Consider the following 21648-nt stretch of genomic DNA (forward strand, 5'->3'; position numbering starts at 1 on the left):
CGATTTCCGAATATACATCAGGATTGTGGGAGTGCGAAGCACGAAGCAATCCGGACTATCACTCATATATTTATTCAAAAAAGAAAGCGATATTTATCATGGCTATTTTTTCAGATTGGCTTAAAGATTTATCATATGAAACTTTACTGGGAGATACCGCTTCACAGGAAGTACGTGAAGTAGTATTTGACTCCAGAAAGGCAGCCCCTGATACAGTTTTCGTTTGTATGAAGGGTTCAAACACAGATTCCCATCAGTTCATTCCCGATGTTATAGCAAAGGGATGCACTTCCATAGTTGTTGAGGACGAAGCTTCGGCTCTTCCTGTGGATATTTCCGAGATCAATGAGGATATCACCATCGTAAGAGTGAAGAATGCACGTGAAGCTCTTGCCCACATCAGTGCCGCCCGTTTCGGTTATCCTGCAGAGGAGCTTACGGTTATCGCCATCACAGGAACAAAGGGTAAGACCACAACTGCCCACATGATAAAGCAGATGATCGAAGCCGATGGAAAATCAGCCGGTTATATAGGCACAACAGGAGTGGAGTACTCAGGAAATCATATTCCTACAAAGAACACCACTCCTGAGTCCTATGATCTTCAGAAATACTTCAGAGACATGGTTGATGCCGGATGCAGCTACGTGGTTCTCGAAGCATCTTCACAGGCTTTCAAGCTTAACAGAGTTTCCGCCATCACCTTTGATTACGGCATCTTCACAAATATCGAGCCCGATCACATTGGCCCTAATGAGCATGCGGATTTCGAGGAGTACAAGTACTACAAGAGCTGCATCTTCAAGCAGTCAAGGGTCGGAATCATCAACAAGGACGCAGACTATGCAGAGGAGCTCATCGAAGGCTCACCTTGCAGGATGTACACCTTCGCTATGAAGAATACTGCAGACTTCATGGCAGATAAGCTTCATCCCGTCAACAGCGGCGATTTCGTAGGTATCGAGTTCCATGTGCTTGGACGCACCGAGCTTGACATAAAGCTTGATCTTCCGGGTAAGTACAATGTCTACAATGCCATGGCAGCCATCAGCTGTCTCACTCTTTCCGGCATCCACCAGAAGGCGATCCTCAGTGCTCTCAGAAAGGTACATGTAGCAGGTAGAACAGAGGTGGCATTTAAGAACGACAACATGTCTGTTCTCGTAGACTATGCCCACAATGAGATGGCTATGGAGAACCTGCTCAGCACCCTGAGAGAATATGAGCCAAAGCGTCTTGTAGTTGTTTTCGGCTGCGGCGGAAACAGAGCCAAGGACAGAAGATACGGTATGGGCAAGGCTGCTGCAGAATTCGCAGATCTCAGCATCCTGACTTCCGACAACTCCCGTTTCGAGGAGCCGGAGGATATCATAAACGATATCAAGTCTACACTTGTTCCTGCAGGCGGCAAGTTCGTCGAGATCCCAGACAGACGTGAGGCCATCGAATATGCCATGACCCATGCGGAAAAAGGTGATATGATCGCCGTTATCGGAAAGGGTCATGAGGACTATCAGGAAGTAAAAGGCGTAAGAACTCATTTCCTCGACAGTGAAGTGATCAAAGAGACCGCAAAAAAATACAATCTATAACTATAAAGAGGACTTTATATGATAGCTGCAGATAAAAGCTTCGGTTTTACAGATGAAGGTATCGAGGAGATAGTACTTGATTCCAGAAAAGAGATGCATAACGCGCTGTTCGTTCCCATCATCGGAGAGCGCAGTGACGGACATGACTACATCGATATGGCTATAAAGAACGGTGCCGTTGCTGTACTTTCTTCCAGAGACATCAAGCCTTTTCAGGAAATGTATCCGGAGGTAAGGTTCTATCAGGTTCCTGACACCAGGACTGCTCTTCAGGAAATAGGCTACATGGAGCGTCTTAAGTTCCATGGAAAGGTCATAGGTGTTACCGGTTCCGTAGGAAAGACCACCACCAGAAACATGATCGCAGCGGCTCTCAGCGCCGGAATGAAGGTATTCCAGACTGCAGGAAACGCAAACTCTCAGGTTGGCGTTCCCATCACCATGTTCCAGATGGCTCATTCAGGAGCTGATATCGCAGTTATCGAGCTTGGTATTTCAGAGCCCGGTGAAATGACAAAAATTGCCAATGTTGCCTGTGTGGACATTGCTGCTGTAACAAACATCGGCATCGCTCATATCGAATACCTGAAGACTCAGGAAAACATCATGAAGGAGAAGCTCCATATCCTTGACGGTTCCAAAGACAACAGTGTTCTCTACACAAACGATGATGACCCGTTACTCAGAACTCTGACTGTGGACAAGCTCCATGAGTTCGGTATCGCTAAGGATAAAAACATTGACATAAGACATTACTCACTGAAGGATTACAGCTTATCACTTCTTATGAAGGGGAATCACATGCTTCAGAATGCCTCTGCCGCCATGCATATTGCAGAGGATGTTTTAGTGGACACTGAGGGAGCGAAGGCTAAGCTCGAGTGCTTTACAGGAGTTCAGGGTCGTGGAGAGACCTTCAGGACCACATCCGGCGTCACCATCATCGATGACGCTTACAATGCTTCCCCTGTTTCCATGAAAGCGGGACTCGAAGCATTATCACAGATCGAGGGAACAAGAAGGATTGCTGTCCTTGCGGATATGCTGGAGCTCGGAGACAAGACTCTCGACTACCATAGAGAGGTTGGGGAATACCTCGCAACACTCCCTATAGATGTTGTTTTCCTTCTTGGCGAAAAGGCATCCTACATAGGTACAGGCATAAGCGCTGTCTTTGACTCTTCTGACAGAGACAATGTAAAAAAGCCTACTATCGAGTATTTCAATGATTTTTCAGAACTCGATAATACCATTCATGCAGTTGCCAAGAACGGAGACGTTGTTTTATTTAAAGGTTCCAACAGTATGAAATTGTCTGAGATCGTAAAGGAATTCAGACAGGAAAAAGTTTGATGTACGCACAGATAATTATCGATATCACAAGCGATGCTCTGGACAGGGCATACACATACCGCATCCCTGATGGGATGCAAGTTTCAGCAGGGGATAGAGTTTCTATCCCTTTTGGTGTTTCAAACGCCATAAAAACCGGATATGTAGTAGGTCTGACAGAGCATGTGGACTATGATCCCGACAAGGTGAAGGAAATAAAGAGCGTCATGCATGACGCCATCTCGGTGAAGGAGCAGCTCATCCATCTGGCATCCTGGATGTCAGTGGAATACGGCACCACCATGAATCAGTGCCTGAAGACTGTCCTTCCCGTAAAGCGTGCAGTAAGAAAGAATTCCCGACGTATAGATCCCCTTCTTCGATATGCCGAGGAAAAGGATGAGTATCACGAACTTAATCCCGAGCAACAGGCGGCGGCAGACAGTATAGTAGAGGGCTTCAAAAAATGCGTAGAAAAAGCATGTGTAGATAATGACTGTTCCGGCACAGCATCTGCATCTGTCCCTTTAGCCGGCAGATCATCCTATGAGCTGTCAGCCCACACCGGTGAAGCCTCATCACTCCGGAAAAATCCTGATATATCAGTTCCCCGATACCTCCTTCACGGAATCACCGGTTCCGGAAAGACCGAGGTCTATCTTCATGTTATGGAGCAGGTCATAAAGGCGGGATATAAGGTGATAATGCTTATCCCGGAGATCTCTCTCACATATCAGACTGTCATAAGAGTATCCACCCGATTTAAGGGGCGTGTGGCCATACTTAATTCCAGAATGAGCATCGGAGAACGTTTCGAGCAGTACATGAAATGTGAAAAGGGTGAGGTGGATATTCTGGTGGGACCCCGCTCTGCTGTATTCGCTCCCTTTGAAAAGCTCGGAATCATCATTATGGACGAGGAGCACGAGGGGGCCTACAAGTCAGAAACAGCCCCAAGATATGAAACAAGAGACGTGGCATATGAGAGAGCGAAGCTCTGTCACTGTCCCGTACTTTACGGCTCAGCCACACCCTCTGTTAATATTTACACTCAGGCTCTGAAGAATGAAGTCTCTCTCATAGAACTTCACCGAAGGGCCAAATCCGGTTCCAGTCTCGCTGCAACCGAGATCATAGATCTGAGAGAAGAGCTGGCGAAAGGAAACCGCAGTATCTTTTCGAACAGGCTTCATGAGCTCATAAAAGAAAAACTCCAAAGGCATGAGCAGATCATGCTTTTCATGAACAGAAGAGGCTACAGCAGTTTTGTTTCCTGCAGAAGCTGCGGTCAGGCCATAAAATGTCCTCATTGTGACGTATCACTTACTCTTCACAGAGACGGGATCATGAGATGTCATTACTGCGGATATGAGATACCGGTTATGAAGAAGTGTCCTACCTGCGGCAGTCCTTATCTTGCCCCATTCGGGTTCGGAACAGAAAAGCTGGAAAGCCTTGTGAAACAGACATTTCCCGAAGCCGCAGTCCTCAGAATGGATGCAGATACCACAAAGAACAAGGGCGGACATGAAAAGATACTGGAACAGTTCAGAAGTCATAAAGCAGACATACTTATAGGAACCCAGATGATAGTGAAGGGACATGACTTCCCTGATGTGACTCTCGTAGGTCTCATCGCAGCTGATCTAAGTCTTTCCGCACCTGATTTCCATGCATCGGAAAAAACCTTCCAGCTCATAACCCAGGCAGCAGGAAGAGCAGGTCGTGACAAGGATTCAGGTCAGGTCATCATCCAGACCTATCAGCCGGATCATTATTCTATAGCCCTTTCCGCCGCACAGAACTATAAGCTTTTCTACGAAAAGGAGATGAGGTTCAGAAAGCTGATGGGATACCCTCCCATAGAGCACCTCATGACTATACAGCTTCTTTCGAAGGATGAGGACATGCTCGGTATAATAAGTGATTCTGCGGCACAGACATTTAAACAGGAATGCGACGCAGCAAAGGCGGAATTTATCGGACCTCTCAATGCAAGCGTATACAAGGTGAATGACATATACAGAAAAATCGTGTATATTAAACATCCTGAGCATGATATAATTATTCGGTTAAGGGACAGATTCACCGCCTTGGTACGAAATGTTGATAAACGTGGATTTGTCATGTTAAATTACGATGTACAATGAAAGGCTTGTGTACATATATCACAGTTCACTATCCTTTCTAAGATAAATCAATAATAAACCATATATATTTAGGGAGTTTAAAATGGCATTAAGAACAATCAGAGTAATCGGAGATCCTATTCTTGAAAAGGAGTGCAAGCCTATAAAGGCTGTATCCGACCGCACAAAGGAGCTCATCATGGATATGTTTGAGACCATGTATGATGCAAACGGTGTAGGTCTTGCCGCACCGCAGGTAGGTATACTCCGTCAGCTTTTCGTTGTAGATATCGGAGACGGAAAGCGTTATGTATGTATCAATCCGACAGTTACAGCCATCGGCGAGGAAGAGCAGACAGGCGAAGAGGGCTGTCTATCAGTTCCGGGCAAGGAGGGAGTAGTTACCCGTCCTATGAAGGTTCATGTAAAGGCTTATGACATCAACATGGAGCCATATGAGTTCGACGCCGAGGGTCTTCTTGCAAGAGCCATGGCTCACGAGAATGATCATTTACACGGTGTTCTCTATACCACAAAGGTAGAGGGCGAGCTTGAGGACGTAACATACGAAAACCTCGAGGAATATGATTTCGACGAGGATGAAATGGAAGAAGCATAAGACTTCACATTTTTTGAATCCTTCGGTATGTGTAATGTACTGAAGGATCCAAAAGCATATCTCGAAGTGCTCAGCTTATTTAGCCTATCAGGAGGAAAGATTTGAAAGTAATATTCATGGGAACACCTGATTTTGCGGTGTCAACATTAGACTATCTTTATAAGGCAGGTCATGACATATCTCTCGTTGTCACTCAGCCTGACCGTCCGAAGGGTCGTCACGGAGAAGCACAGAAGAGTGATGTAAGGATCGCTGCCGAGAATTACGGCATACCTGTTATCACCCCTCTCAAGATCCGTTCCGATGAGGAAGCAAAACAGCTCCTCAGAGATCAGGCTCCTGACGTTATCGTTGTTACAGCCTTCGGTCAGATACTTCCTCAAGAGATTCTGGATATTCCTAAGTACGGATGCATCAATGTTCATGCATCACTGCTTCCGAAATACCGCGGAGCCGCACCTATACAGTGGGCGGTTCTTAACGGCGATGAGGAATCAGGTGTCACCACCATGATGATGGATGCCGGTCTCGATACTGGAGACATACTCATGACGAAGAAGCTCCGCCTCGATAAAAAAGAGACCGGCGGAAGCCTTTTTGACAAGCTTGCGGCACTTGGCGGAGAGCTCATAGTTGAGACTCTGGAGGCATTGGAAAAGGGCACACTTACCCGTACTCCTCAGGATGCTTCCCTCGCCACAAAGGTAGGTCTCTTTACAAAATCATCAGGTCTTATAGACTGGTCACGTCCGGCAGTTGAGATAGAGCGTCAGATCCGCGGTCTCAACCCATGGCCTTCAGCCTACACCTTCCTTTCTGGAAAGCAGCTTAAGTTATGGGATGCGGATGTTCTCACAGCCTCCGACATAAAGGAATATGATCTTCAGGAGGTTTCTGTTCTTGAAACGGATAGAGACTCTGAAAAGTCAGAACATGCAAAATCCGCAAAGCTCCTTAGTGACAGAAAGAAACTCCTCATCGCAGTATGCGGCGAGGATCATCTCAGACTTAACGAGCTCCAGCTTGAAGGAAAGAAGCGCATGACAGCGGAAGATTTCCTTAGAGGTTATCGATTCTGATTTTATTTAGTGAACAGGGGAGGATTTACTATGTACGGTTACGGATATCCGATGTATTTTGATTGGACATATATTCTTGTTCTCATCGGTGCGGCTTTAAGTATGATGGCCAGCGCCAATGTTAAATCAACCTTTGAAAAGTATTCAAGAATTCAGTCAGGTTCAGGACTTACAGGTGCACAGGCAGCTGAGATGATACTTCAGAGAAACGGTATCAGCAATGTCAGAGTTCAGGGCATCGCAGGACACCTTACAGATAACTATGTACCAAGTAAGAAGGTCCTTAATTTAAGTCAGTCAACCATCGGCAGCACATCTATCGCTGCCATCGGCGTTGCCGCCCATGAGTGCGGTCATGCCATTCAGGACGCCAGAAGTTATTCACCTCTTGTACTTACGAGAACCATATCACCTGCCTGCGCCATCGCTTCAAAGTTTTCTATTCCATTGATCATCTTTGGTCTGGTTATAGGTATGACACCTCTTATCAATTTCGGCATCATTGCTTTTGTTGTGGCTATCTCTTTCCAGATTCTCACTCTGCCTGTAGAGTTCGACGCTTCAAGAAGAGCAGTTCAGACTCTTCAGGAGAACGGCATGATGACACAGGAGGAGCTTGCAGGTGTAAAGGCTGTTCTTCATGCAGCCGCCCTTACATATGTTGCCGCTGCCGCATCATCGATTTTACAGCTTTTACGTTTGATCCTCATAGCAAAGGGAAGAGAAAGAAGAAGATAAAGTAATAAATGGATATTAAAAAGAAAAATATCGCAGTAAGAGCCGGTCAAAGAAGCTCCGGCTCCTCTTCAAAGAAAACTTCCGTAAACAGACGGAAGGACAGTAAAACAAACAATACCATTCAGAAAAAGACCGCAGTAACACCGCGGTCTATTGCTGTTCATAGCCTTATAAAAATTCTTGAAGAAAAGCAGTTCTCCCATATCATCCTGAGAGAGCAGCTTCATCAATATACAAATCTGACTGAAAGAGACAGAGCCTTTATCACCCGTCTCGTAGAGGGAACCATAGAGTACTGTATTCAGCTTGACTTCGTCATTAACAAATTCAGTAAGACCCATACGAAGAACATGGAACCGGTCATCAGGACCCTTATTCGTATGTCTGTTTACCAGATACTGTATATGGACAAGGTTCCCGACAGTGCTGCCATCAATGAGGCTGTCACTTTCATAAAGGAACAGAATGAAAACAAGATTTTCTTCCTTTCCGGCTTTGTGAACGGTGTTCTCCGTACCATTTCCAGGGAGAAGGAGAATATATTTGCAGATCTCGCACATACAGGAAAGACTCCGGCCTACATCAGACTCAGTACGCCTCTCTGGCTCTATGACTATCTCCGTAAGATCTACGGAAAGGACGATACCGAAAAGATGCTTCAGTGGTTCCTCACGGGATCAAAGGAGAATTATGTCCGATTCAAGGATGGTCATTCTGAAGTGATGGACGGCAATATCTCAAAGACCAAACTCTTCAAGACAGGAGAGATAACCATTCAGGATTATGCCTCACAGCAGGTTGGTATAGAAGCGTCGCCAAAGGACGGAGATTATATCGTTGATGTATGTGCCGCTCCGGGAGGAAAGAGCTGCCATGTAGCTGAACTTCTGAAGGGAACAGGGCATGTGGATGCGAGAGATCTCACAGAGGACAAGGTCACACTTATACAGGAAAACATCGACAGACTTAAGCTCAAAAACATATCAGCAAGAGCCTTTGATGCGAGAATCCCCGACGAGTCACTTCTCAACGAAAAAGGTGAAGGAAAGGCTGATATAGTGCTGGCGGATCTTCCCTGTTCCGGTCTCGGTATAATCGGCAAAAAGCCTGATATTCGTTTTGGCGCATCGCAAGATGGTATAAAAGAGCTTCAGGCTCTTCAGAGAGAGATCCTCACAACCGTAGTGCGCTATGTAAAACCGGGCGGAAAGCTTGTTTATTCCACCTGCACACTAAGTAAAGAGGAAAATGAAGACAACAGAGATTTTATACAGAATATGCCGGGATTCACTCTTTTGAAGGAGAGAAAATTCCTGCCGGGTGAGCCTTCAGACGGATTCTACCTCTGCGTTTTCAAAAAGGACTGATACATAGGTGAACAGACTAAAGCAGGAGTATCTGCCTGCTTTGTCTTATCACATAAACATAGATATAAACAGGAAAAGAATGAAGAACTTACGAGATCTTGAATATAAAGATTTGGAAATGCTTTTATCGGAAATGGGCGAAAAACCCTTCCGTGCCAAGCAGATATATCAATGGCTTCATGTGAAGCTTGTAGACGGATACGATGAGATGACCAATGTCTCTAAGCAGCTTAGAGATAAGCTTTCAGAGAACTACTCGGCATCTCTTCCAAAAACCGTAGAGGTACTTACCTCAAAAATCGACGGCACCAAAAAGTTTATCAACCGCATGCAGGACGGACATGTCATAGAGTCTGTGTGGATGAAATACCAGCATGGCAATTCAGTCTGCATTTCCAGTCAGGTGGGCTGCCGTATGGGCTGCAAGTTCTGCGCCTCCACACTGGACGGTCTCGCACGTAACCTCACTTCAGGTGAGATGCTCGGTCAGGTTTACCGTATGCAGCGTGACACCGGCGAGAGAGTTGATAACATTGTCATCATGGGTTCAGGTGAGCCACTGGACAACTACGAAGAGTTCACCAGATTTATCCGCATGATATCAGATGAAAACGGGCTCAATATCTCGAGAAGAAACATTACCGTTTCCACCTGCGGACTTGTTCCCCGTATAAGAGAGCTTGCGGACGCGAACTACGGCATAACCCTTGCCCTCAGTCTCCATGCTCCTAATGATGAGACCCGTAAGACTCTTATGCCTATAGCAAATAAGTATTCTCTTTCGGAGATCATGCCTGCCATAGAGTATTATTTTGAAAAAACAGGCAGACGTGTCACCTTCGAGTACTCGGTAGTTGAAGGTGTGAACGATAACAAGGATGAAGCCCAGCAGCTGGTACGTCTCATAAGAGGAATGAAGAATGAAGGAAAGCTTCAGTGTCACGTCAACCTCATTCCCGTCAACCCAATAAAAGAGCGTGACTGGAAGAGACCTGACCGTACAAAGATCGAGGCTTTCCAGCATATCCTCGAAAAGAACGGCATCGCAGCCACCATACGCCGCGAGATGGGGTCCGATATCTCCGGATCCTGCGGACAATTACGACGCAACTACCTCGAGAATGAAAACTGAGGAAACACGGATTATATCAGCGTTTCCCTAAAAAGCCTTTTGACGAAGGTCTTTTAAACCAACTAGTTATTTGACTGAAACTTTAAGGAGTGACTGATGGTCTTTTTTGCAAAAACGGATAAGGGCCGCAAAAGACGTATGAATCAGGATTATGTCTTTGCGACCGATCAGGCAATAGGCGCATTACCCAACCTTTTCCTTCTTGCCGACGGTATGGGAGGTCATAAGGCGGGAGACTACGCCTCACGTTTCGCTGTGGAAGAACTAAAGAAGTACATCGCAGATGCCCCAAAGGATCTGCCCTGCATTCAGCTCATACAGGATGCCATAAGAGACGTTAACGAACGTCTTTATGAACTGTCCATGGAGGATGAAAACCTGAACGGAATGGGTACGACTCTCGTCACCGCATTTTTAGATGGCAGCAATCTGACTGTGAGCAATATCGGCGATTCCCGTGCATATCTCGTACACGGAAACAGTATCAGACAGATCACCAGGGATCACTCCTATGTTGAAGAGATGATAAGACGTGGTCTCATGCGCCGCGGTTCAAAAGAGTACCTGAATTCCAGAAACATTATCACAAGAGCCGTCGGAATCGAGCCAAAGGTGACTGCGGATTTCTTTGAGATCGAACTTTCAGAGGGTGATTACCTTCTTTTATGCTCCGACGGTCTGACCAATATGGTGGACAACGAAAGTATACGTAATATCATACGTGAAAGAAGCTCTGTGCTTGAGAAGGTACAGGCTCTTATAGATATGGCCAATATCAATGGCGGTAAGGATAATATAGGCATCGTACTTGTTGATCCTTACAGAGAGGAGGTTGAATCATGATGGTTCATGAAGGACAGATTCTGGATGACCGTTACAAGATCAACTCCCTCATAGGTCAGGGCGGCATGAGCTATGTATACCGTGCCACTGACGTAAAGATGGGACGCGAAGTCGCCATAAAGGTACTGAAGGAAGAGTACTGTGAAGATACAGAGTTCATTCGCAAATTCCAGAATGAAGCTCAGGCTGCCGCAAAGCTCAATCACCCCAATATAGTCGGGGTCTATGACATAGTAGACAACCATAAAAACAAGACCCACTATATAGTTATGGAGCTTGTGGAGGGAATCACTCTTAAGTCCTACATCCAGAGAAAGGGACGCATGGATTCCAAGGAAGCCATCGCCATCGCTCTTCAGGTAGTAGGCGGTATAGATCAGGCTCATAAAAACGGAATAGTTCATAGAGATATCAAGCCTCAGAACATGATAGTTGCAAGCGACGGTACTGTGAAGGTTGCGGATTTCGGAATCGCAAGAGCCGCCACTCAGCAGACTGTCAATACTACGGTCATGGGCTCTGTGCATTATATCTCACCTGAACAGGCCCGCTCGGGTCAGTCGGATGAGCGCTCTGATATTTACAGCTTCGGATGCACACTTTATGAGATGCTGACCGGAAAGGTTCCGTATGACGGAAGCACTTCGGTAGCCGTAGTATTCGCGCACCTTGAAAATCCTATACCAAAGGTTTCAAAGCTTGTTCCTGATGTTTATCCGGCTCTTGATTTCATCGTTTCCAAAAGTATGCAGAAGTCTCCGGGCAAACGTTATCAGCATATCGACGAGCTCGGAAAAGACCTGCAGAAGGCAATAAAGGATCCTTCCGGTTCCTTTATGAAGGGACGTATACCTGAGGATCTCGGTGAGACGAGAGTCCTTTCAGCCGAAGAGCTCTCTGATATAAAAGCCATGCAGAAGGCATCTGAATCCGGAAGCAACGATTCAAATGCTTCAGCTTCACAGGACGAGCATAAGCTCATCAATGACAAGACCTTCATGATATACCGCACCATAACCATCGCCTGCGGAATATGCATACTGATCATCGTTCTCATCATCGCGAAGAACATGATAAGCTTTTTCCGGGATGCCCACGCGCCTCTCGAGACCAGCACTGCGGCAGTTACCTCAGAAGCCGCTGAGACCAGTGAGGTCAGCATCACCATCTCGGCTCTGGAAACACATCTTCAGAGCATAATCGGTCTCTCCGTGGAAGAGGCTCAGCAAGAGCTTCGCGAGTACAAGATCCGTATCGAGGTCGTAAAGGAAGAGTACTCTGACAGATACAATGAGGGAGTCATCATAAGCTACCCTGACGGAAACTACTCCGCCGGAGACACCATAAAAGTCACTGTGTCCAAGGGGGCTCAAACCATAGTCTTCTACGATAAGGATGATCCTTCGACACTGGATGCACTTCACGCCACCACCATACAGGATATGGAGCGCCAGCTGAACGATCGTGACATACAGTTCAAGGTCGTGGAGACATACTCGGATACCATCCCTGAGGGCTATATCATAAGCACCAACAAGCCGGACTCTTCAGGACCTGATCCTCTGGAGATCTATGTCTCCAAAGGTCTGGATGCCAACATGGTCAATGTTCCCGACCTGACAGGCTTCTCTGAAGATGATGCTATAACGACCCTTCAGCTTCTTGATCTTGTTCCGGGAGACATCACATATATGCCGGATCAGACCAGAGCAGAAGGCAAGGTCACAGGCCAGTCTGTAAAGGCCGGTGCAGCCACTCTCAAGGGCAGTACAGTGGACCTGACAGTCTCTTCAGGTCCTGACGGAGATACAGGTATAAAGAATTCAGATAATCAGAGCTCTAACCAGGGTTCAGATGATGACTCCTGGTATGGCTCCATCAATACAGTAGTTCCTTTAGGAAAGGTCTCTGAGCCGGGAGCCAACGGAACAACACTTGTATCCATCAGACTTCGTCAGGATGTCAACGGTGAAGAGCGCTACAAAACTCTTCAGAGAGCACGTTCCTATGAAGTTGGAACCGAGCTTCAGGTTGTATTCCCTAAGATAAAGGGAGAAGCAGGCGTACCTCTCGGTATAGTAGAAGTTGTAGATGCAGCTACAGATACTGTCATAGCTTCATATGTATGTAACTTCGCTCCTGCAGAGTAAACATTATGCATAAAGAACCTTCGTATCATCTGCATGACAGGATACGTAAGGTTCTTTATCTCAGATATATAGTTTTTTATCGAGGTGAAAATGCCGTTAAAAGGAAAAATATACAAAGGAATAGGCGGATTCTACTATGTCCACACTCCTGAGGGAGATTACGAGTGCCGTGCAAAGGGCATCTTCAGAAATCGTAACGAAAAGCCCCTTGTGGGTGATGATGCTGAGATCGAGCCTGTACAGGACAGCGAGAAGGAGCGTGAAGGCTCCGTTATACGCATTCTTCCCAGAAAGAATCAGCTGATCCGTCCTGAAGTTGCAAATATCGATCAGGCTGTGGTGGTTTTTGCATTGAAACACCCTGACCCTAACCTGAGCCTTTTGGACAGGTTCCTGATAAACATGGAACAGAAGGATATACCTGTTGTTATCTTCTTTAACAAGGTGGATCTCATAGATTCCGCTGAACCTGAGGAAGAGCCCGTGGATGATGATATACCTTCCTATAAAAAGAAAAAAAAGGACAGAGCCCAGTTCATACCTGAGATCCACTCGGATCACCCGGAGCTCATACCTGAGATATACAGAAGAGCCGGCTATAAGGTCCTGGAGATAAGCACCAGATCCGGTGACTGCTACGATAAGATCATGGAAGTCCTTCAGGGGAAGACCACGGTTCTTTCAGGCCCCAGTGGAGTGGGTAAATCCTCTATAACCAACCTTATCCATCCTGAAGCCAATATGGAGATAGGGGAGCTCAGCAAAAAGATAGAGCGTGGAAAGAACACCACGAGACATACAGAGTTCTTTTACATAGATGATGACACCTATGTTCTGGATACCCCGGGGTTCACTTCACTCTATATAAACGACATAGAGACCGACAGACTCATGTATTATTTTCCTGAATTTGAAAAATACAGGCATGACTGTCGTTTCAAGACCTGTATCCATATAGGAGAAAACGACTGCGCCGTAAAAAAAGCGGTACAGGAGGGTCTGATTTCAAAAGAACGCTACGAAAGCTACGTTCTTCTCTATGACGAACTTAAATCACAAAGGAGATACTGATATTTATGAAGAGTTATTTGTCACCATCCATTTTATCTGCTGATTTCGGAAATTTAACCAACAGCATCAAGGCAGCGGAGGAAGCAGGAGCAAAATACATTCATTTCGACATGATGGATGGAACATTTGTCCCTAATATTTCATTCGGAGCCCCTATCATCAAGGCTGTACGTAAAGACATCAAAAGCTTTTTTGATGTTCACATGATGGTAGAGGAGCCGGGAAGATATATCACTGATGTGGCGAAGGCAGGTGCCGACGGAATAACTGTTCATCAGGAGGCATGTCTGCACCTTGACCGCACTATCAATCAGATCAAAGAAGCAGGACTCAAGGCCGGTGTCGCACTTAATCCGGCAACACCTGTAAACACCCTTGACTATCTCCTTCCCATGCTTGACCTGGTTCTCATAATGACAGTAAATCCGGGATTCGGAGGTCAGAAATTCATTCCTTACACACTTGATAAGATCCGCGATCTTAGACAGAAAGCTCAGGAAATGGATCTTCAGCTGAACATCGGTGTAGACGGAGGAGTCACTCTCGACAATATCTCAACCATCAGGGATGCCGGTGCCAATTTCTTCATCGCAGGCTCTGCAGTATTCAAGCCTGAAGACAGGATCGGAGAAAATGTTCAGGCATTCAATAAGATCTTAGCGGACTGACAGCCTATGAAGAAAATAGCAATAATCAATGATCTAAGCGGTGTAGGGCGAAGCTCTTTAAGCATTCAGTTACCGGTAGTCTCTGCTCTTCGTGTTACAGCCTGTCCGGTTCCAACAGCTATACTCAGCAGCCACACAGCCTTTCAGGAGGTAGCGAAGCTGAACTTCTGCGATAACATGCAGGCTTATTTCGATGCATGGAACAAAAACGGCTTCAAATTCGACGGTATCCTCATCGGCTACCTCGGAGATGAAAGAGAGCAGAAGATCATCGAGGAATTCATACTGGAACAGAAAAAAAGGAATCCGGATGTGAAGGTGATACTGGATCCTGTATTTGCGGATCACGGCAGGCTTTACCGTCATATGTCTGAAAAAAACATAGAAGCCATGATCTCCCTTGCGGGTCTAGCGGATCTCATATGCCCGAATCTTACCGAGGCAGCCTGCCTTGTGGACAATGATTACGAAGGTCTGAAGGAAACATTGGACAGCTGTAACCTTGATTCAGCCAAAGCCATGGTGTTCAATGCCTTGCTCTCGGCACTTCACCATATAACAAAGGGCACTATAGTCATCACAGGAGTGGAGGAGACTGATTCTTACGGAAGGTCCTATCTTCTCAATGTACTTTCAGAAGAGGATGGTGATGTCCGTTTTATCCGCACCGAAAAGACAGGAAACAATCGTCCGGGTACAGGCGATCTTTTCAGCGCCATAGTAGGAGCCAAATTTATAAAGAATATCGATATGGAATCTGCATGTCAGATAGCAGCGGATTTTATCGGTTCAGCCATCAGACACTCTGATGATGAAAGGGTGCCGGTAGTTGAAGGTGTTCAGTTTGAGGACCTGCTCCACAGACTGTAAAATATGGTTTTCTATCAACTTGAAAAACTATTGAAATAACGCTATAGTATTTAGGTGCATTTTTGCACTTTTATTTTAGAAATTTCCGGGAGGAGAGAGAATCTTATGTTAGACATTAAATTTGTCAGAGAAAATCCGGAACTTGTAAAAGAGAATATCAAGAAGAAGTTCCAGGATGAGAAACTTCCACTGGTTGACGAGGTTATTAAGTTCGATGCGGAAGCAAGAAAGTGCCAGCAGGAGGCTGACGATCTTCGTGCAAAGAAGAATTCTGTTTCAAAGCAGATCGGTGCACTTATGGCACAGGGAAAGAAAGAAGAAGCTGAGCAGGTAAAGGCTGAGGTATCTCAGTATTCTGACAGACTTAAGGAGCTTGAGGAGTTACAGCCTAAGCTCAATGAAGAGATCACCAAGAGAATGATGGTGATTCCTAACATAATCGATCCATCTGTTCCTATCGGTCCGGATGACACTCACAATGTTGAGAACCAGCGCTATGGTGAGCCTGTAGTTCCTGCATTTGAGGTTCCTTACCACACAGATATCATGGAGTCCTTCGGCGGCGTTGATATGGATGCTGCAGGTCGTGTTGCAGGAAACGGTTTCTACTATCTTGTTGGTGACATCGCACGTCTTCACTCAGCAGTACTCAGCTATGCCCGTGATTTCATGATCAACAGAGGATTTACTTATGTCATCCCTCCATACATGATCCGTTCAAAGGTAGTTGACGGTGTTATGTCCTTCGCAGAGATGGATGCCATGATGTACAAGATCGAAGGTGAGGATCTTTACCTTATCGGTACATCAGAGCACTCAATGATCGGTCGTTTCATCGATCAGATCCTTCCTGCCGATACATTACCACTCACACTTACCTCATATTCACCTTGCTTCCGTAAGGAGAAGGGTTCTCATGGTCTCGAGGAGCGTGGCGTTTACCGTATCCACCAGTTCGAGAAGCAGGAGATGATCGTTGTATGTGAGCCTGAAGAGTCTATGAACTGGTATGAGAAGTTATGGCAGAATACTGTTGATTTCTTCCGTTCCATGGACATCCCTGTAAGAACTCTTGAGTGCTGCTCAGGAGATCTTGCAGACCTTAAGGTTAAGTCATGTGACGTTGAGGCATGGTCACCACGTCAGAAGAAGTATTTCGAGGTTGGTTCATGTTCAAACCTCGGAGATGCTCAGGCAAGACGTCTCAAGATCCGTATCAAGGGTAAGGACGGCAAGATCCATCTTGCTCATACTCTTAACAACACCTGTGTTGCTCCTCCACGTATGCTTATCGCATTCCTTGAGAATCACCTTCAGGCAGACGGCAGTGTTACCATTCCTGAGGTTCTCCAGCCATACATGGGCGGAGTCAAGGTCCTCACTCCGAAGTGGAACTCAATCGAGGGCAAGAAGAAATAAGTTATCATTGACGTTATTGTACGGCTGTCTAGCTTAAAGAAGTTTCGTATGCATATTTCCGTCGATAACGGGATACAGTTATGTAAAACTCCCGACACTGTTCATTCAGTGTCAGGAGTTTTTTTCTTTAGAATTGCTTTAGTTTCTTCAAGAATTCGTTCGTTGTATATTTAAATTCCTTGACCTATAATGAGACAATAGTGTGAGCATCGTATCATTAAACTTTTTTACGAAAGAAGGATATATCTTGGAACCACTTATTAAGGTTAGGGACTTATATAAAATCTTTAATATTGGCTCCAATAAAGTCTATGCTCTTAACGGAGTCTCTTTTGACATTTATAAAGGGGAATTTATCGCCATAGTCGGAACCTCCGGCTCAGGTAAGTCCACCTGTCTCAATATGCTGGCGGGGCTGGAGGCACCAAGCAAAGGTGTCATCCAGATCGCGAACAAACGTATCGATCGTATGAACGAAGCCCAGCTGGTCAGATTTCGCCGCCAGAATGTCGGTTTCATTTTCCAGAGCTACAATCTCATCCCGTCCATGAATGCCATAGAGAACGTCGCAATGCCGCTTATGTTCAGAGGTGTGGGGCATGAAGAACGCATGAAGGCAGCGAAACACTATATGGAGCTGATAGGTATAGGAGATCAGAGCATGCATATGCCCAATCAGATGTCCGGTGGTCAGCAGCAGCGTGTAGGTATAGCGAGAGCTCTGGTCATAGATCCCCAGATCATCTTTGCGGATGAGCCCACAGGAAACCTTGATTCCCACACGACAGCTGATGTCCTCGATCTCATGAAGCGTATAGTCTCGGAGGAGCAGCGCACCATGGTCATGGTAACCCATGATCCGCATATCGCCTCCTGGGCTGACAGACAGCTAAAGGTGGTTGACGGTCATATAGTTGAGACTGTCATAAACGAATCCAGCCCCATAGAGATAAAGATAAAAGAGGAGAACGGGGAACCGCCTTTCTGTGAAGTCACAGGATCCTGATTTCCCATTCTGACCTTTACATATTAAATACAATTAATGTAATGGATGTTCCGGAGAATAAGCCTTCGGACATTCGGAGGAAGTATGAATAGAAACAAATCAGATAATCTCTTTAATATATATTCTCACAGACTGAGAACAGGTCTTTATTTATGTCTCAGCTTTTTAGTGATCACCACGGCACTCATCGCCCTTACACCGACCCCTGCTGCGGCTTCCTACGTGGATACAAATCTCAACACCTTCGTACACGATTCAGATCCTACACCGGAAGGTATAATAGGACAGGACATGCAACTAAAGGTCAGAATCGGTTACAACGGTGTGAACGGTCTCTATAATCCAAAGACAGATGAGATCAACAACGTAAGAGTCCGTCTCTCACAGGATCAGAATCTGGTAAACACCAACGGTATCGTTCCAAGTGCCAACAAATCGAACCCCTACGACCCTGATGATGAGTCAGAAGAATCAGAAGCCTACAATGAAGGTTTCCAAGCCGGTGCTTCACGTGCTTACAATGCTTCCCTCGGACTCACATACCCTGTAGACGGAGGTACCTATCCCCTTGAGATCAATGCTTCTACCATGACTCAGGAGAAAAAGCTTGGCACTCTGAAAAAGGGAGAGTATCAGGAGATCACCTTTAACGTTCATATAAGAAGTGATATAGATCCGGGCTACTATGCTGTACCTGTTTCCATTTTTTATGATGTCCCGTACAACTCTTCAGGTTCCTACGGAAGCCTGAACAGAGCGGAGTTCGTAAATATCTCTGTGCTTTCCGCAGGAGAAGTAAAAAATCCTGCCACAACAGAAAAGCAGTCAGCATTTGCAGTAGGAGAGAACCAGACCACACCCGGTGCAAATTATCCTGAGCCTATGAACTATTCTGTAAATTTCAGAAACCAGACAAACAGAACACTCTATGATGTCACCGTACACATGGAGAATTCTCTCGATGGAAGCTCTGAAATGCAGAATACAGCATTGGCAAAATCCTCTGCATCAAAGCAGTTCCCATTCGAGATAAGCCAGTCGAACTATGATCAGGTTTTCACTCAGGTCGAGCCTGACCAGACCATAAGCCCTGTCTACTCCATGAACATAAAGAGGAACGCTGCCAGCGGATACTATCCTATAAGCTATACTGTGACCTACAAGAGTACCCCTGAGGCAACACTGCTTACCAAAGAGAATCATATTTTTTATATTAACATCAACAATCAGGGCATGAACGATACCGAGGATACCGAAAGGACCAGAGAGTTCAATGCCAACGACCGTACCAAGGCACGACTTGTAGTTTCCGGATACCATACAGAGCCTGAATCCGTATATGCAGGACAGGCTTTTAAGCTGGTTGTGGAATTACAGAATGCAAGTACCGACATCAGTGCAAGCAACATTCTTTTGACTTTGGACTCTGAAAAAACAGACAGCTCTGCCGTATTCTCCACAGAAAACGGTGCCAACTCCACAGTTATCAATGAACTGAAGGCCGGAGAATCAAAGGAGGTTTCCTGGACCATGATAGCTGCTGCAGGCGTAACTCCGAAGGCATACGCTCTCACAGTTAACGAGAAGTACGATTCTCCGGAATTCAAAAACGCAGAAGAAAAGGTCACTCTGGATATCATGGTGAAACAGGTGGCTCGTTTATCCTGTACCGGCTTTGACATCGCTCCGAACCCCGTGGATGTGGGAAGTGAGTCCAATGTCATGTTCAACATCAACAACACAGGCAAGGTGACTCTTTACAATGTCACTGTGGACTTTTCCGCTGATTCCATTCAGAGCACAAGCACCTACGTCGGAAACATTAAGCCCGGAGAATCAGGCTCCGTTGACGCCATGATACAGGGACTTATGCCTACTGAGGATGACGGTACCATCGATGTAATCATCACTTATGAGGATATCAACGGTGAGCAGTCCACTCAAAATGAGACCATCAGTCTCTTCGTAACAGAGCCCATGGAGGATGTCGATCTCGACATGATGGATGAGGGTGAAGAAAATGAAAGCACCGGTATTTTTGAAAAAATAAAGCTTCCGGCAGCGATCATTTTAATTGTTATGGCAGTGACAGGCGGAGTTATCTTTTATAAGAAGAAAAAGAAGGCTAAAGAGCAGGATATAGATGAGACTGTATGATTTATTCAAATTAGCTCTAAGTAATCTGAAAAGAAGAAAGACCAGGACCTTTCTCACCATACTGGGTGTTGTCATAGGAACAGCATCCATAGTTGTCATGGTCAGTCTCGGTCTCGGCATGAGTCAGATGATGCTCAAGTCCTATCAGGATGAGGGCTCACTCACCATGATCCGGGTGTACGAAAGCTATGAGCGAAATGACAGCAGTGAAAAGAACAAACAGCTGACGGAGCTCACCGATGACAATGTCGAGAGGTTCCGGGCCCTCGACCACGTTGTGGAAGTAAGTCCTGCGCTGGATGTGAGTGTTTCCGCAAAGTGTAACGGAGCAGAAAGTGATTTCACGATCCGTGGCGTTTCACAGTATTATCTTTCACAGCTTAAGCTGAGGGAGTGCGGAGAGATACCGAAAAAGGATCAGAATGAGTTGAGCCTCATCTACGGAAACCAGATCCTGTACAATTCATTCTATAAAACAAAGACCTATGAAAGTATGGAGATAGATCCGTACAAGGATACGATCTTTCTGACTTTTCCAGCCTCCGACTATTCGGAAAAAAGGAGTAATTCCGATTCCGAAAGTGATACCGTTAAAAAGCAGAAGAAGTACATCATACCGGTAAGCGGCATACTTTCAGGCGGCAAGGATGACTGGTCAGAGAACAGCTACAACGCATACGCGGATATAGATACACTGAAAAAGTTCTTGCGTAAGCTATATAAAAAAGCTCTGGTTCCTGCCCCCAGGACCACGAAGAACGGTAAAGCCTATACCTACTATGTTTATGACACCATCTATGTCTTTGTGGACGACATGAACAATGTCAAAGAAGTACAGAAGCAGCTGGCAGACATGGGCTTCAGCGTGAACTCCAACATGGAGTGGCTGGAATCCGCCCAACAGCAGCTCGGTATGGTTCAGATGGTCCTCGGCGGAATAGGCGGAGTATCCCTTCTGGTTGCCGCCATAGGAATCATGAACACCATGATGATGTCCATATATGAAAGAACAAAGGAGATCGGCGTCATGAAGGTCCTTGGATGTGATATGTCCGATATCAGAAACATGTTCCTTTTTGAATCCGGTATCATAGGTCTCATGGGCGGGATAGCCGGGCTTATGGTCAGTTACCTGATTTCTTTTATAATCAACTTTCTGACCTCGGATAACGGAGAATCTGTTTCCATGTTCATAGGCTACAGCGAGGGAGGCTCCCTTTCATATATTCCTCTGTGGCTCGCCGCTTTCGCCATCATCTTCGCCATAGCAGTGGGCTCTGTCGCCGGATATGTGCCTGCAGTCCGCGCAATGAAACTGAGTCCTCTGGCTGCCATAAGAAACGAATAAACTATCCCAGAGTGTCATAAGTCCTGTACGGACCTATGACACTTATTTATTTTAAAGGATCATATTTGGAATACCTGATATATTAGATTGATACATAAGAAATATTGTAAAAAAATCTGTAAATGCTA

The 21648-nt window shown here is 45.8% G+C and carries 17 protein-coding genes; all 17 read left to right on the plus strand.

The annotated features are described in order from the left end of the window. Window positions 1-98 precede the first annotated feature (98 nt). The gene (locus BXO88_RS11880) at window positions 99-1592 is read left to right on the plus strand and encodes a UDP-N-acetylmuramoyl-L-alanyl-D-glutamate--2,6-diaminopimelate ligase (RefSeq protein ID WP_078037997.1); all 1494 of its coding nucleotides are present in this window, start codon (window positions 99-101) and stop codon (window positions 1590-1592) included. An 18-nt stretch (window positions 1593-1610) separates the two neighbouring features. Continuing rightward, entirely contained in the window at window positions 1611-2945 is a 1335-nt protein-coding gene (locus BXO88_RS11885; protein WP_078037950.1) for a UDP-N-acetylmuramoyl-tripeptide--D-alanyl-D-alanine ligase, read from the plus strand. Continuing rightward, complete coding sequence (priA, locus tag BXO88_RS11890; RefSeq protein ID WP_139355583.1) at window positions 2945-5074, plus strand: replication restart helicase PriA; 2130 nt, start codon at window positions 2945-2947, stop codon at window positions 5072-5074. Before BXO88_RS11885 ends, priA begins: the two co-directional genes overlap by 1 nt. A gap of 82 nt (window positions 5075-5156) precedes the next feature. Beyond that, window positions 5157-5672: a peptide deformylase gene (gene def / locus BXO88_RS11895; RefSeq protein ID WP_078037951.1), complete on the plus strand. Its 516-nt coding sequence runs from the start codon at window positions 5157-5159 to the stop codon at window positions 5670-5672. 101 nt (window positions 5673-5773) lie between these two features. Beyond that, window positions 5774-6751, plus strand: a complete 978-nt coding sequence (gene fmt / locus BXO88_RS11900) for a methionyl-tRNA formyltransferase (RefSeq protein WP_078037952.1) — start codon at window positions 5774-5776, stop codon at window positions 6749-6751. 30 nt (window positions 6752-6781) lie between these two features. Continuing rightward, window positions 6782-7489, plus strand: coding sequence for a zinc metallopeptidase (locus BXO88_RS11905; RefSeq protein WP_078037953.1), 708 nt, complete (start codon window positions 6782-6784; stop codon window positions 7487-7489). An 8-nt stretch (window positions 7490-7497) separates the two neighbouring features. Beyond that, a complete protein-coding gene (locus tag BXO88_RS11910) occupies window positions 7498-8856 on the plus strand; it encodes a transcription antitermination factor NusB (protein ID WP_078037954.1) in 1359 nt (452 codons plus the stop codon). 79 nt (window positions 8857-8935) lie between these two features. Beyond that, on the plus strand, window positions 8936-9988 hold the full coding sequence (rlmN, locus tag BXO88_RS11915) for a 23S rRNA (adenine(2503)-C(2))-methyltransferase RlmN (RefSeq protein ID WP_078037999.1): 1053 nt from the start codon (window positions 8936-8938) through the stop codon (window positions 9986-9988). A 96-nt stretch (window positions 9989-10084) separates the two neighbouring features. Then, the gene (locus BXO88_RS11920; protein WP_078037955.1) at window positions 10085-10831 is read left to right on the plus strand and encodes a Stp1/IreP family PP2C-type Ser/Thr phosphatase; all 747 of its coding nucleotides are present in this window, start codon (window positions 10085-10087) and stop codon (window positions 10829-10831) included. After that, window positions 10831-12981, plus strand: a complete 2151-nt coding sequence (pknB, locus tag BXO88_RS11925; RefSeq protein ID WP_442944934.1) for a Stk1 family PASTA domain-containing Ser/Thr kinase — start codon at window positions 10831-10833, stop codon at window positions 12979-12981. The genes BXO88_RS11920 and pknB overlap by 1 nt, the downstream gene beginning before the upstream one ends. Before the next feature lie 90 nt (window positions 12982-13071). Beyond that, window positions 13072-14052, plus strand: coding sequence for a ribosome small subunit-dependent GTPase A (gene rsgA, locus BXO88_RS11930; RefSeq protein ID WP_078037957.1), 981 nt, complete (start codon window positions 13072-13074; stop codon window positions 14050-14052). 5 nt (window positions 14053-14057) lie between these two features. Continuing rightward, entirely contained in the window at window positions 14058-14720 is a 663-nt protein-coding gene (rpe, locus tag BXO88_RS11935) for a ribulose-phosphate 3-epimerase (protein ID WP_078037958.1), read from the plus strand. 6 nt (window positions 14721-14726) lie between these two features. Beyond that, window positions 14727-15590, plus strand: a complete 864-nt coding sequence (locus BXO88_RS11940; RefSeq protein ID WP_078037959.1) for a pyridoxamine kinase — start codon at window positions 14727-14729, stop codon at window positions 15588-15590. Window positions 15591-15695: 105 nt separating this feature from the next. Continuing rightward, window positions 15696-17009, plus strand: a complete 1314-nt coding sequence (gene serS, locus BXO88_RS11945; RefSeq protein WP_078037960.1) for a serine--tRNA ligase — start codon at window positions 15696-15698, stop codon at window positions 17007-17009. Window positions 17010-17256: 247 nt separating this feature from the next. Then, window positions 17257-18015, plus strand: coding sequence for an ABC transporter ATP-binding protein (locus BXO88_RS11950; protein WP_078037961.1), 759 nt, complete (start codon window positions 17257-17259; stop codon window positions 18013-18015). Between the two features lie 84 nt (window positions 18016-18099). After that, window positions 18100-20172: a COG1361 S-layer family protein gene (locus tag BXO88_RS11955; protein WP_168171695.1), complete on the plus strand. Its 2073-nt coding sequence runs from the start codon at window positions 18100-18102 to the stop codon at window positions 20170-20172. Further along, window positions 20159-21520 carry an ABC transporter permease gene (locus BXO88_RS11960; protein ID WP_078037963.1) on the plus strand — a complete coding sequence of 454 codons (1362 nt, stop codon included), beginning with the start codon at window positions 20159-20161 and terminating at the stop codon, window positions 21518-21520. Before BXO88_RS11955 ends, BXO88_RS11960 begins: the two co-directional genes overlap by 14 nt. Window positions 21521-21648: the final 128 nt, after the last annotated feature.

This window comes from Oribacterium sp. C9, from assembly GCF_002007235.1.
Classification (GTDB): domain Bacteria; phylum Bacillota; class Clostridia; order Lachnospirales; family Lachnospiraceae; genus Oribacterium.